General features: G+C 61.2%; 14 protein-coding genes. 11 read left to right on the top strand and 3 right to left on the bottom strand.

Translation table 11 applies throughout. The features are described from left to right. Positions 1-22: 22 nt before the first annotated feature. Genes V8J85_RS16230 through V8J85_RS16190 form a run of 9 tightly spaced genes read left to right on the top strand, consistent with a single transcriptional unit; the run spans position 23 to position 9,094 of the window. Positions 23-970, top strand: coding sequence for a carbohydrate ABC transporter permease (locus V8J85_RS16230; RefSeq protein WP_339954813.1), 948 nt, complete (start codon positions 23-25; stop codon positions 968-970). Beyond that, entirely contained in the window at positions 967-1,929 is a 963-nt protein-coding gene (locus V8J85_RS16225) for a carbohydrate ABC transporter permease (protein ID WP_339954812.1), read from the top strand. Before V8J85_RS16230 ends, V8J85_RS16225 begins: the two co-directional genes overlap by 4 nt. Beyond that, positions 1,926-2,114 carry a hypothetical protein gene (locus tag V8J85_RS16220; RefSeq protein WP_339954811.1) on the top strand — a complete coding sequence of 63 codons (189 nt, stop codon included), beginning with the start codon at positions 1,926-1,928 and terminating at the stop codon, positions 2,112-2,114. Before V8J85_RS16225 ends, V8J85_RS16220 begins: the two co-directional genes overlap by 4 nt. 2 nt (positions 2,115-2,116) lie before the next feature. Further along, the gene (locus V8J85_RS16215) at positions 2,117-3,211 is read left to right on the top strand and encodes an ABC transporter ATP-binding protein (RefSeq protein ID WP_339954810.1); all 1,095 of its coding nucleotides are present in this window, start codon (positions 2,117-2,119) and stop codon (positions 3,209-3,211) included. Next, positions 3,204-4,196, top strand: a complete 993-nt coding sequence (locus tag V8J85_RS16210) for an ABC transporter ATP-binding protein (protein ID WP_339954809.1) — start codon at positions 3,204-3,206, stop codon at positions 4,194-4,196. The genes V8J85_RS16215 and V8J85_RS16210 overlap by 8 nt, the downstream gene beginning before the upstream one ends. A 15-nt stretch (positions 4,197-4,211) precedes the next feature. Next, positions 4,212-5,831: a dihydroxyacetone kinase subunit DhaK gene (locus V8J85_RS16205; RefSeq protein WP_339954808.1), complete on the top strand. Its 1,620-nt coding sequence runs from the start codon at positions 4,212-4,214 to the stop codon at positions 5,829-5,831. After that, positions 5,737-6,885: a LacI family DNA-binding transcriptional regulator gene (locus V8J85_RS16200; protein WP_339954807.1), complete on the top strand. Its 1,149-nt coding sequence runs from the start codon at positions 5,737-5,739 to the stop codon at positions 6,883-6,885. Before V8J85_RS16205 ends, V8J85_RS16200 begins: the two co-directional genes overlap by 95 nt. Positions 6,886-6,908: 23 nt before the next feature. Beyond that, positions 6,909-7,964, top strand: a complete 1,056-nt coding sequence (locus tag V8J85_RS16195; protein ID WP_339954806.1) for a sugar phosphate isomerase/epimerase family protein — start codon at positions 6,909-6,911, stop codon at positions 7,962-7,964. Continuing rightward, positions 7,964-9,094 (top strand): Gfo/Idh/MocA family protein, encoded by a 1,131-nt coding sequence (locus tag V8J85_RS16190; protein WP_339954805.1) that lies wholly within the window; start codon positions 7,964-7,966, stop codon positions 9,092-9,094. The genes V8J85_RS16195 and V8J85_RS16190 overlap by 1 nt, the downstream gene beginning before the upstream one ends. Before the next feature lie 36 nt (positions 9,095-9,130). Here the strand turns inward: V8J85_RS16190 and V8J85_RS16185 are convergent, their stop codons facing one another. The 3 genes from V8J85_RS16185 to dapB form a co-directional block, all read right to left on the bottom strand. Further along, positions 9,131-9,520, bottom strand: a complete 390-nt coding sequence (locus V8J85_RS16185) for a hypothetical protein (protein ID WP_339954804.1) — start codon at positions 9,518-9,520, stop codon at positions 9,131-9,133. 227 nt (positions 9,521-9,747) lie between these two features. Then, positions 9,748-10,107 (bottom strand): dihydrodipicolinate reductase, encoded by a 360-nt coding sequence (locus V8J85_RS16180; protein ID WP_339954803.1) that lies wholly within the window; start codon positions 10,105-10,107, stop codon positions 9,748-9,750. A gap of 70 nt (positions 10,108-10,177) precedes the next feature. Beyond that, complete coding sequence (dapB, locus tag V8J85_RS16175; protein ID WP_339954802.1) at positions 10,178-10,987, bottom strand: 4-hydroxy-tetrahydrodipicolinate reductase; 810 nt, start codon at positions 10,985-10,987, stop codon at positions 10,178-10,180. 97 nt (positions 10,988-11,084) lie between these two features. On the opposite strand from dapB, the gene rbfA reads away from it, so the two are divergent. After that, a complete protein-coding gene (gene rbfA / locus V8J85_RS16170; RefSeq protein ID WP_339954801.1) occupies positions 11,085-11,477 on the top strand; it encodes a 30S ribosome-binding factor RbfA in 393 nt (130 codons plus the stop codon). Next, positions 11,477-12,199 carry a phosphodiester glycosidase family protein gene (locus tag V8J85_RS16165; protein ID WP_339954800.1) on the top strand — a complete coding sequence of 241 codons (723 nt, stop codon included), beginning with the start codon at positions 11,477-11,479 and terminating at the stop codon, positions 12,197-12,199. The genes rbfA and V8J85_RS16165 overlap by 1 nt, the downstream gene beginning before the upstream one ends. Positions 12,200-12,215 lie beyond the last annotated feature (16 nt).

The raw sequence follows: 12,215 nt of genomic DNA, 5'->3' as shown, positions 1-12,215 counted from the left end.
CGCCTTACAACCGGACAGGCCAATGACAGACAAACTCGCCACCAGCGTTGCCAGCGCAACGCCGCCGAAAGTTGCACGCCAGATCAGGGGCTTATCCGACCGCGCGATCGCCTGGATATTCGTCGCCCCGACGATCTTCCTCTTGCTCGCGATCAACATCTTTCCGCTGATCTGGACGATCCGGCTGAGTTTCACCAACTACCGCGCCAACCGTCTGAACCGCGAACCCGAATTCATCGGCCTTCGCAATTACGAACGCATCCTGACAGACACCGATATCTGGCTGAACATGCAGGCCACGGCGCATTTCCTGTTCTGGACGATCGTCTTTCAGGTGCTGATCGGGTTCACGCTGGCCTGGCTGATCAACAAGAAATTCAAGGGCAACGATCTGTGGACCACGATCATCGTCCTGCCGATGATGCTGTCCCCTGCCGTCGTCGGCAATTTCTGGAAATTCCTCTACCAGCCGCAGATCGGCCTGTTCAATTACATCGTGGCCTTCTTCACTGGCAAAGACCCGTCCAGCTTTGAAATGCTGGGGCAGGTCGACCTTGCCCCTTGGTCCATCGTCATCGTGGACACCTGGATGTGGACGCCGTTCGTGATGCTGATCTGCCTCGCCGGGCTCCGCAGCATCCCCGACTACATTTACGAGGCCGCTGAAATCGACCGTGCCTCCAAAATCCGGCAATTCTTTACCATCACCGTCCCGATGGTGCTGCCTTTCCTGATGCTGGCGGTCCTGTTCCGGGGCATCGAGAATTTCAAGATGTTTGACCTTGTCGTGCAGCTGACCGGCGGCGGCCCCGGATCGGTGACCGAACTGACATCGATCAACCTCAAACGCGAAGCGTTTGAAAAATGGCGGACGGGCTATGCTTCGGCCTACGCGATCATTCTCTTCGTGACGGTGTTCGGCCTTGCCAGCATCTACGTCAAAGCCCTGAACAAGGTGAAAGAAAGATGAGCAGCTTTTCCGTCACCGAACCCTCGAACCGGACCAAATGGTTCGCGGGCACATTGGTCATACTTTACGCCCTGATCACCATGATCCCGCTGGTCTGGATCGCGATCACCGGGTTCAAAAGCCCCTCTGACGCCATCGCCTACCCGCCGAAATACATCATCGGATCGGACAGCGAGGCCGGGTTCATACCCACGCTCGAAGGCTATGTGAACCTCTTCACCACGCGCACCCGGCAAACACAGGAATTCCTGAACGCCAACCCACCCGAAAACTGGGCGGACGAGATCGTGCGCCAATACGGCATGGTCATCGTGGGCCCGTCGAAGTTTGGCGAACGGTTCATGAATTCGGTCATCATCGGGTTCGGGTCCACCTTCCTCAGCGTCTTTCTCGGCACACTCGCCGCCTATGCGTTCAGCCGGTTCAAGATACCGCTGGCGGACGATCTGCTGTTCTTCATCCTCAGCACCCGGATGATGCCCCCCATCGCTGTCGCCATCCCGATCTTCCTGATGTACCGGCAACTGGGGCTGTCCGACACGCATCTGGGGATGATCCTGCTTTACACCGCCGTGAACATCTCGCTCGCCGTGTGGCTCTTGAAAAGTTTCATCGACGGCATCCCGATGGAATATGAAGAGGCCGCGCTGATCGACGGCTACACGCGGTTCCAGGCTTTCTACAAGGTCGTCCTGCCACAGGCCGCCACCGGCATCGCCTCCACCGCGATCTTCTGCCTGATCTTCGCCTGGAACGAATACGCCTTCGCGGTGCTGCTCACCACGGCCAACGCACAGACGGCCCCGCCCTTCATCCCGACGATCATCGGCGTCGGCGGCCTCGACTGGCCCGCCATCGCCGCGGGTGTCACGATCTTCCTTTTGCCGGTCATGATCTTCACCATCCTCCTGCGCAAACACCTGCTGCGCGGGATCACCTTCGGAGCGGTACGCAAATGACCAGGTTCTTCACAGGCCTCCTCCGCCTGCGCCGCGGCCCATGGGAGGCGCTGGCCACCATCATCATCGCGCTTGGGGTCTTTATGCTGATGCAACCCTTCGCGATCTGGGCCTTCACCTATTCCTTCATCACAACCCTGATCGGCACGGTGATGTTCATCGTCGTCAGCCATTTCCCGGAGTAAGCATGGCGCAGATCGTCATCAAAAACGTCAAAAAGCAATTCGGCGATTTCACCGCCGTCCGCGAAAGTTCATTCACCATCGAAGACGGCGAATTCTTCATGTTGCTCGGCCCCTCCGGCTGCGGCAAGACGACGACGCTGCGCATGATCGCGGGGTTGGAGTTGCCCACTTCGGGCGAGATTTTCCTCGACGGGGAAGAGATTTCCCAACGCCCCCCGTCCCAGCGTGACATCGCCTTCGTTTTCCAGATGTTCGCGCTCTACCCGCATATGAACGTGCGCAAGAACATCAGCTATCCATTGGTCAGCCAAGGCATGCCGCGCGCCAAGGTCAGGGAAAAGGTGGCCGAGGTCGCGAAAATCCTCGGCATCGAAGACATCCTCGACCGCCCCGTCGGTGGCCTGTCCGGCGGCGACAGACAGCGCGTCGCCCTTGGCCGCGCCATCGTGCGCGAACCCAAGGCCTTCATGATGGACGAACCGCTTGGCGCACTCGATGCCGAGTTTCGCGAACACATGGCCGAAGAACTGCGCGCGCTGCACGACCGGATGGGGGCGACAACCGTCTACGTCACCCACGACCAGCTTGAGGCGATGCAGATGGGCGACAAGATCGTCGTGATGAACAACGCCGTCGTCGAACAATTCGGCACGCCGCAGGAAATCTACGACAAACCGGCCACCATGTTCGTGGCCGATTTCATCGGCTCTCCGTCGATGAACTTCCTCAATTTCCACGGCAAGGTCGGCAGCGGCTCCGCCGATGTCGCCATGCACCAGAACACCTTCGCCATCCCCCAAACCCGCGAACCGTTTGAGGGCGACATGGCCTTTGGCGTGCGCCCCGAACACATCACGCTGTCCGACGATGCCCCTTTCCGGGCGGAGATTATCGCCACCGAATATCTGGGCACGACCCAGATCGTGACGCTGAAAACCGCAGGGGGTGAGGCCAAGGCCCGCATTTCAGCCAAACACCCCGCAAAAACCGGCGACACGGTCGGCCTGCAATTCAACCCGAACACCATCACCCTGTTCGACCGCCAAACCGGGCGCGCCCTGAAATCCGAACTGAACGAAGGGGTGCTTCATGGCTGAAGTCACGCTCAACAACGTCTCCAAGGCGTACGGGAAAACCCAGGCCGTCGCCGACATCTCGATGACGATCGAAGACGGCGCTTTCGTCGTCCTCCTCGGCCCCACGGGTGCGGGAAAAACCACAACCCTCCGCCTGATCTCGGGCCTTGAAAAGCTGGATAGCGGCAGCATCCATATCGGCGGGCGCGACGTGGGCGACGACACCCCCGCACAACGCGACGTGGCGATGGTGTTCCAGCAATACTCGCTCTACCCGCACCTGACCGTGCGCGACAACCTCGCCTTTCCGCTCCGCTCCCCGATCCTGAAAACCCCCGAGGATGTCATCGCGCAAAAGGTCCAGACCATCGCCGAAACGCTCCAGATCCCGCACAAGCTGGACAATAAGGCGACGGAACTGTCAGGCGGTGAAATGCAGCGCGTGTCCATCGGGCGCGCCCTCGTGCGCGACCCGCAGATTTACCTGATGGACGAACCGCTCAGCTCGCTTGATGCGAAATTGCGCGCTGACCTGCGCGTCGAACTCAAACGCATCCACGCCGATCTTGGCGCGACGCTGCTTTATGTCACCCACGATCAGGTCGAGGCGATGACGATGGCAACCCATATCGGCGTCCTGGAAAACGGGCGGCTCGTGCAATACGGCACGCCCCGGGAAGTCTACGAAGACCCGGCCAGCATTTATGTGGCGAGCCGCCTTGGCTCACCCCGGATCAACATCCTGCCCGCGGCCCTGTTTCCGGGCAATCACAAAGGCGACCAGATCGGCCTGCGCCCCGAAAACATCCAACAGGGCGACGGGATCGAGGCGACAATCATCCGGTCCGAACATTTGGGCGACCAGACGCGGCTACACCTTGATCTGCAAGGCCACGCGATCACCACGCTGACCGATCCGCATCAGGATTACGCCGACAACACAACCATCAAGATCAGCCCGCGCGATCCGCTGTATTTCGACGCCACAGGCGGGCGCGTGGCTTAAAAGGGAGGGGACACCATGGCCCAATTCATCAACGCCAAAGAGGATCTCGTGACCGAGGCGATCGACGGTGTGCTTGCCGCCGCGGGCGGCGCGCTGTCACGGTTGGACGGCTATCCGCATATCAAGGTCGTCTTTCGCAGCGACTGGGACAAATCCAGGGTCGCGCTCGTCTCGGGCGGCGGCTCGGGCCACGAACCCGCCCATGCGGGGTTCGTGGGCAAGGGCATGCTGACAGGGGCTGTCTGTGGTGAGGTCTTCGCGTCACCATCGGTCGAGGCCGTCCTGGCCGGGATCCTAGCCGTCACGGGCGAAGCAGGCTGCCTGCTGATCGTGAAAAACTACACCGGTGACCGCCTGAATTTCGGGCTCGCCGCCGAACGGGCGCGGGCCTTGGGTCGCAAGGTCGAAATGGTCGTCGTCGATGACGACATCGCCTTGCCCGACCTGCCGCAACCGCGCGGCGTCGCAGGCACCCTCTTCGTACACAAGATCGTCGGTGCCATGGCCGAAAACGGCGCCGACCTCGATGCCGTGACCGCAGTTGCACGCACGGTCATCGGCAAAGTCGCCTCCATCGGGATGAGCCTTGACACCTGCACCATCCCCGGATCGCAAAAGGAAAACCGGATCGGCGCGGGCAAGGCCGAACTGGGGCTGGGCATCCATGGCGAACCGGGCGTGGAACAGGTCGATTTCGGCACCGCGATGGACGCGATGGGCACCGTCGTCAGCAAACTGAGGGACCATGCCGGGGGCAACACCGTTGCCATCGTCAACAATCTCGGCTCCACCACACCGCTTGAGATGTCAGTGCTGACGCATGCCTTGGCCGCCTCTGGCCTCGTCAAGCACATCATCGGACCCGCGCCCTTGATGACGTCACTCGACATGCACGGCTTTTCCGTCTCGATCATGGACGCGACGCCCGACGAACAGGCGGCATTGGCGCAGCCCGTCGCCTTGCCCGCCTGGCCCGGCCTCGCACAACTGGCCAAGCCGCCCATCGTGCCACTCCCCGACGGGCTGACGCCAATCGAACCGATCCCATCGCAAAACGCCAAGACACGCGAGATTATCGAGCGGGTCACCGACCTCCTGATCTCATCCGAGGGGGCATTGAACACACTCGACGCAAAATCCGGCGACGGCGATACCGGTAGCACGCTGGCGACGGCGGCGCGCGCGCTGAAGTCCAGCCTCGACCGGATGCCGCTGGCCGATCTGACCCAGCTTTTCCCGGCCATCGGCAACGAACTTAGCCAGACGATGGGCGGATCGTCCGGCGTGATCCTCGCCATTTATTTCAACGCCGCGGGCGACGCCTGCGCAAACGGCGCATCCGTGCTAAAGGCCCTGCGCGAAGGTTTGAACCGCGTCAGCCAGGTCGGCGGCGCGGGCATCGGCGACCGCACGATGATCGACGCGCTGTCCCCGGCGCTTGACGCCTTACCCCAAGGGATCGCCGCCGCTGCCGCCGCCGCGCGCAAAGGGGCCGACAGCACCGCATCGATACACCGTGCCAAAGCCGGGCGCGCCGCGTATGTACCCGAAGAGAATCTCAAAGGGCACAACGACCCAGGGGCCGAGGCCGTGGCGCTGCTCTTCGGGGCGCTGGAACAGGAAATGGTGGACTGAACTGAACAAAACCGGGCTCAAAATCGTCACGAAACCAACGGTCAATGACATTGCCCGCGTAGCCGGGGTCAGCCTGGCGACGGTCGATCGCGTGCTCAACGAACGGCCCGGCGTTCGGTCGGCCACGATCAATAAGGTCCACGCGGCAATCGCCGAGCTTGGCTATATACGCGATACGGCGGCGGCGAACCTCGCCCGGCGGCGGGTCTATAACCTGCTATTTGTATTGCCCGACACCACCAACGAATTCGTTCAGGCGCTGCGGCATCAGATCACCGAACAGGCCGAGAAACTGGCGAACGAACGCACCGAACTGTCGCTCGCGCTCGCCGCGCCTTTCGACGCGCAGGATTTTGTCGCGGTGCTTGACCGGATTGATCCGCAGGAAACCGATGGCGTCGCGATCTTCAGCCCCGAAACCCCATCGGTCCGCGACGCCATCAACAGGGTCCGGGACAAGGGCATCGCCGTCGTCACGCTGGTGTCCGACCTGCCATCATCCGACCGCGACCATTTCGTCGGCATCGACAACGTGGCCGCTGGCAGGACGGCCGCACAACTGATGGGCCGCTTCATCCGGCGACCGGGCAAGATCCTGTTCATCGCCGGTTCCCGCTTTGCCCGCGATCACCTTGAACGGCGGCAGGGTTTCGATCTGGTCATGAACGACCAATTCCCCGACCTCGATGTCGTCGCGTCCTTCGAAGGGCGGGACGATCCCGACCTGATCCACCGCCTCTTGCCCGAAGTGTTCGAAAATCACGCCAACATCTGCGGCATCTATTCCAGCGCCGCGGGGAACGAAGGGCTGATCCGCCATCTGAAAGATCGTAAGGCAGCGGACGATATCGTGGTGATCGGCCATGAACTCACCCCGCTTAGCCGCGCCGCCCTGCAGGATGGCTATTTCGACGCGGTCATCAACCAGGACAGCGGACACCTCGTGCGATCCTGCGCCCGTCTCTTGCGGGCGACCGCCGACAGCGCGCCTTACAATCCCGCACAGGAACGTATACGCATCGATATTTATATAAAGGAAAACATGCTGCCCTAAGGCAGCAAAAAGGGGAGGATCACATGCAAACCATCAAAGGCCCGGCGCTGTTTCTGGCACAATTTGCCGGGGACACGGCACCGTTCAATTCATGGGACAGCATCACCAAATGGGCCGCCGATTGCGGTTATGTGGGCGTGCAGGTGCCCAGCTGGGATGGGCGGCTGATCGATCTCGCCAAAGCGGCGGAAAGCAAGGATTATTGCGACGAATTCAAAGGCGTCGCCGCCGCCAACGGGGTCGAAGTCACGGAACTCTCGACGCACCTCCAGGGACAACTCGTCGCCGTCCACCCCGCCTACGACACCGCCTTTGACGGCTTCGCGGCAGAGGAGGTCCGCGGCAACCCCAAGGCACGTCAGGCATGGGCCGTCGATCAGGTCAAAAAGGCGCTGACCGCCTCCAAAAACCTCGGCCTCACCGCGCACGCGACATTCTCGGGCGCGCTGGCATGGCCTTATGTCTACCCATGGCCACAGCGGCCCGCCGGGCTTGTCGAAACCGCCTTCGACGAACTCGCCCGCCGTTGGAAGCCAATCCTCGACCATGCCGAGGATTGCGGCGTCGATATCGGCTATGAAATCCACCCGGGCGAAGACCTGCACGATGGGGTGACATATGAAATGTTCCTCGAACGCACCGGCAACCATGCCCGCGCCTGCATGCTGTACGACCCGTCGCACTATGTCCTGCAATGCCTCGACTACCTCGACCATATCGACATCTACAAAGACCGGATCAGGCTGTTCCACGTCAAAGACGCCGAATTCAACCCGACAGGGCGGCAGGGCGTCTATGGCGGCTATCAAAGCTGGGTCGACCGCGCCGGGCGGTTCCGGTCATTGGGCGACGGGCAGGTCGATTTCAGCGCGATCTTTTCCAAACTCACCGCGCACGGCTTTGACGGCTGGGCGGTTGTCGAATGGGAATGCGCGATCAAACATCCCGAAGACGGCGCACGCGAAGGGGCGGCCTTCGTCCGCGATCACATCATCCGCCCGACTGAGGTCGCCTTCGACGATTTCGCAGGCAGCGGCACCGATGAGGCCGCAAATCGCAAAATGCTGGGGATCGACTGATGGCACAGACACGTATTCGGCTTGGCATGGTCGGCGGCGGCAATGACGCCTTTATCGGCGGCGTTCACCGGATCGCCGCCCGGATCGACGATCATTACGAACTGGTCGCTGGCGCGCTCTCGTCCACGCCCGAGAAATCCCGCGCCAGTGGTGAGGCGCTGGGCCTGCCGCGCATCTACGATGACTTCAAACAAATGGCCATCCGCGAGGCGCGGTTGAAAAACGGGATCGAGGCCGTGGCGATCGTCACGCCGAACCACGTGCATTATCAGGCCGCGCGCGAATTCCTCAAACGCGGCATCCACGTGATTTGTGACAAGCCCCTGACCTCGACACTGGCCGATGCCAAAAAACTGGTCAAAGCGGCCGAGGCATCCGACGCGCTCTTTGTCCTCACACACAATTACACCGGCTACCCCATGGTCCGCCAAGCGCGCGAGATGGTCGCAGCGGGTGAGATCGGCAAGGTCCGCGTCGTGCAGGTCGAATACCCGCAGGACTGGCTGACGGTCGCACAAGACATCAAGCAGGCAGAATGGCGGACGGACCCGGCACGCTCGGGGGCAGGGGGGTCGACCGGCGACATCGGCACACATGCCTACAACCTCGCCTGCTTCATCACCGGGCTGACGGCGACTGAACTCGCCGCTGACCTGCAGGCTTTTGTGTCCGGGCGTGAACTTGACGACAACGCCCATGTGATGCTGCGGTTCGATGGCGGGGCGCGGGGCATGCTGTGGTCCAGCCAGGTCGCACCCGGCAACGAAAACGCGCTGCGCATCCGGGTCTATGGCGAAAAGGGCGGGCTGGAATGGGCGCAAGAGGATCCAAACTACCTCTGGCACACACCGTTCGGCGAACCCAAACGGCTGATCACCCGCGGTGGGGCCGGGGCAGGCGCCGCCGCCGCCCGGGTCAGCCGGATTCCCCCGGGCCATCCCGAGGGGTATCTGGAAGGTTTCGCCAACATCTACACCGAGGCCGCCCATGCGATCCACGCCCACCGCAAAGGCGATCCCATCCCACCAGAGGTGGTCTTTCCCACCGTGCAGGACGGTCTGAAAGGTGTGGAATTCGTAGACGCTTGCGTGCGCAGTTCAGCGCGAAACGCGGCGTGGGTAAAGTTGTAGGTTCCGCCGATCCGGGCGCAAGGCGGCACGTGCTACTCAAGACCGCCGCTTTGCCAGCAGCCTCTTACGATGCGCGCGGAGTTTGTCGTTTGAAGCCTTCGTATTGATCACCCGCCCCGTGCGGGTGATCGTGACTTCATCGATCAAAAGCCGAATGGCGACCAGCATGGCACAGTAGCGCTCTTTGCTGTCCAGGGCCTCTTCTTCAATATCATCCCCCGGCAACAGCCAAGTGATGAACTTGGCGCGATCTGCATCTTCATGTTCCAACCACCAGCCACCGACTTCGCGAAAATTCCCACCATCGGCATCGACGTGCGTAAAGATGTGCCCGGCCCTAGTGTCATCAGGCACCGGCGCGCCCAGGGCGCGAATGGCGATCAGACCATTGATGAAGTCTTTTTCATAGTTGAATGGCTTGGCCATCCCGACACTCTCCAAGTGCGTACGATACGCAGCCTACAATTAACACATCGCTAACAATCACACCGCGCGTTGCGTTAATAGGCCCCGAACCGCCCGCAAGGGTCCGATGAAAGTCCGACGTTTGTCCGACGCTTTTCCGACACGTGAAATCCGGCCCGATTCGCCACGTTAACCATTGGATAGCGACTGTGTGGAAGCGACTTCAAATACCCGTGATCGCCGCTGGATCACTGCACCCGAAACGACGCAGAATCGCCAGCACCCCGGTCCACAGTGAACCGTATCAGGCTGCCATCCCATTCGACCAGCTGGCAGTTATACGGGATCGCCTCACCGCCCCAGTCCATCTCGCGGCAGAAATAGCCATCCTCCCAAGACCACGTCCCGGAGATATCCCAACCGATGGCAGAGCCCTGAATTTGTCCATTATTCAACACGTTAAGCCGCACACCATACAGACGATTACGCAGCAATTTGCCATCGACCAGCGACAGAAACGTCGCCTGATCAGAAACGGGTACATAGCTGTCTGCAGCGGCAGGGGCCGCGCCAAGCGTCAAAGCAATCGCAAGAATGAGCCGTTTCATCGGGCACCTCCTTTATCCTAGTTTAACTTTACTACGCGAAACCCCCGCAAATGGTTCACGCAATCGGCGGTTATAGGCCCAACACATCCATCATGTCGTACGCGCCCGGGTCCTGGTCCTGCCCCCACAACGCAGCCTTCAACGCGCCGCGGGCAAAGATGGCGCGGTCGGTCGCGATATGGCGTAAGACGATCCGCTCGCCCGGCGCGGCGAACAGTACGTCGTGCTCGCCCACGATGTCGCCGCCGCGGATCGCGCTGAAGCCGATACGGCCCTTTTCCCGCGCACCGGTGATCCCGTCGCGTGCACGATCACTCATGTCGTCGAGGGTCACCTGACGCCCCGCCGCCGCTGCCTCGCCCAGCATCAAGGCGGTGCCCGAAGGTGCATCGACTTTTTGATTGTGGTGGGCTTCGATCACCTCGATATCAAAGTCCTCGTCCAGCGCCGCCGCGACTTTTTTCGTCAACTGGACCAACAGGTTAACCCCCAACGACATATTTCCCGCGCGCACGATGACGGCATGGCGGGCCGCGGCGTCGATGGCTTTCAGGTCATCATCAGACAGGCCCGTCGTCCCGATCACATGCACCGCCCGCGCCTGTGCGGCCAGGCCGGCAAAGGCGACCGTCGCCGCAGGGGCGGTGAAATCGATCACCGCCTGCGCCTTGGCAAAGGCTTCAAGCGGATCGTCGCTGACCATGACACCCGATGCCGGTAGCCCAACCAATGGCCCGACATCCTGCCCGATCCAATCGTGTCCGTCCGAAACCAACACCCCAACCAACCGGCACTTATCCGAGGCCAGCACGGTTTTGATCAGCATCCGCCCCATCCGGCCCGAGCCGCCGGTGATCACGATCCCTGGAAGGTTGGTCATGTTCGGTATCCCTTTTGTTTCGGCAGTCTTAGCCGCGTGCGACGGGTGACGCAAAGCCTTGCTTGGCAAGGGGCGTGTCAGGGCTTAAATGGAACATATGGCAAAACACTCTCATCGCGATGGCAAAGCGCCGACCCAGCGGATGCTGCGTGTGGGCGAACAATTTCGCCGCATCCTGTCCGAGGTCCTGCAGCGCGGCGATGTGCATGACGACGATCTGTCGGGCATGTCGATCACCGTTGGTGAGGTCCGTATGTCGCCCGATCTGCGGATCGCGACCGCGTTCGTCCTACCGTTAGGCGGGCAGGGCAAGGACGAAGCGCTCGAGGCCTTGCGCCGCAACAAGCACGAAATTCGCCATCTTGTCGTCAAGGGCGGGTCGATGAAATACGCGCCGGAACTACGGTTCGAAATCGACGGAACGTTCGACCAGATGGATGCGACCCGGGCGCTTTTGGCCGAAGATCACGTGCGGCGAGACCTCGAATAATGCGCTGGCTGTGGTTTGCGGTTCTGTGGGCCACGCCCGCGGTGGCGGTGACGTGCGAAAACGTTGACTATGCCGGGGCCAGCTATACAACTTGCACAGTCGATGTCGCGGCTGAGGATCTACGTCTGTTCCATAGCGATGAAGCGGGCGAGGTATTGGGCAGTTTCGATGCGATCGAGACCACGATAGGTCCGCTTTCTTTCGCGATGAATGCCGGTATGTATCACGACAACCGCGCGCCGGTTGGTCATTATCTGGAACGCGGCGTTGAAAAGATGCGGGTCGTGACCAGCGAAGGGCCCGGAAATTTCGGGCTGCTGCCGAATGGTGTGTTCTGCATCCAGGATGATGCCGCCTGGGTGTTCGAAACACTGGATTACGTCGCACGCCGCCCGGCATGTCGCGACGCGACGCAATCGGGGCCGATGCTGGTGATTGATGGGGCGCTGCATCCGCGGTTTCTGGCAGAGGGCACGTCGCGCCACGTCCGCAACGGGGTGGGGACAACGGCAGACGGCGACCGAGCGGTGTTTGTCATCTCGAATGATCCAGTGAATTTTTACGATTTTGGAACGTTCTTCCGGGACTTTCTACAACTTCCGAACGCGCTCTATTTTGATGGGAAAGTATCACGACTTTATGCCCCGACACTGGGGCGGGAAGACATCGGATTTCAGCTCGGTCCTATTGTTGGTGTGTTGGATGATGAGGATCGACGCTGACTTACTGGCGAACTGA

The sequence above is a fragment of the Yoonia sp. 2307UL14-13 genome, from assembly GCF_037572755.1.
Lineage (GTDB): Bacteria > Pseudomonadota > Alphaproteobacteria > Rhodobacterales > Rhodobacteraceae > Yoonia.
Note: the sequence above shows the minus strand (reverse complement) of the source record. Positions and strands in the feature narration are given on the sequence as shown.

What these genes read in the sequence shown, in the direction of transcription:
- V8J85_RS16205 (WP_339954808.1), top strand. Translation starts at nt 4,212, where the DNA reads ATGGCCCAATTCATCAACGCCAAAGAGGATCTCGTGACCGAGGCGATC.
- V8J85_RS16180 (WP_339954803.1), bottom strand. Translation starts at nt 10,107, where the DNA reads ATGAAACGGCTCATTCTTGCGATTGCTTTGACGCTTGGCGCGGCCCCT.
- dapB (WP_339954802.1), bottom strand. Translation starts at nt 10,987, where the DNA reads ATGACCAACCTTCCAGGGATCGTGATCACCGGCGGCTCGGGCCGGATG.
- V8J85_RS16190 (WP_339954805.1), top strand. Translation starts at nt 7,964, where the DNA reads ATGGCACAGACACGTATTCGGCTTGGCATGGTCGGCGGCGGCAATGAC.
- rbfA (WP_339954801.1), top strand. Translation starts at nt 11,085, where the DNA reads ATGGCAAAACACTCTCATCGCGATGGCAAAGCGCCGACCCAGCGGATG.
- V8J85_RS16225 (WP_339954812.1), top strand. Translation starts at nt 967, where the DNA reads ATGAGCAGCTTTTCCGTCACCGAACCCTCGAACCGGACCAAATGGTTC.
- V8J85_RS16220 (WP_339954811.1), top strand. Translation starts at nt 1,926, where the DNA reads ATGACCAGGTTCTTCACAGGCCTCCTCCGCCTGCGCCGCGGCCCATGG.
- V8J85_RS16215 (WP_339954810.1), top strand. Translation starts at nt 2,117, where the DNA reads ATGGCGCAGATCGTCATCAAAAACGTCAAAAAGCAATTCGGCGATTTC.
- V8J85_RS16230 (WP_339954813.1), top strand. Translation starts at nt 23, where the DNA reads ATGACAGACAAACTCGCCACCAGCGTTGCCAGCGCAACGCCGCCGAAA.
- V8J85_RS16195 (WP_339954806.1), top strand. Translation starts at nt 6,909, where the DNA reads ATGCAAACCATCAAAGGCCCGGCGCTGTTTCTGGCACAATTTGCCGGG.
- V8J85_RS16185 (WP_339954804.1), bottom strand. Translation starts at nt 9,520, where the DNA reads ATGGCCAAGCCATTCAACTATGAAAAAGACTTCATCAATGGTCTGATC.
- V8J85_RS16210 (WP_339954809.1), top strand. Translation starts at nt 3,204, where the DNA reads ATGGCTGAAGTCACGCTCAACAACGTCTCCAAGGCGTACGGGAAAACC.
- V8J85_RS16165 (WP_339954800.1), top strand. Translation starts at nt 11,477, where the DNA reads ATGCGCTGGCTGTGGTTTGCGGTTCTGTGGGCCACGCCCGCGGTGGCG.
- V8J85_RS16200 (WP_339954807.1), top strand. Translation starts at nt 5,737, where the DNA reads ATGTACCCGAAGAGAATCTCAAAGGGCACAACGACCCAGGGGCCGAGG.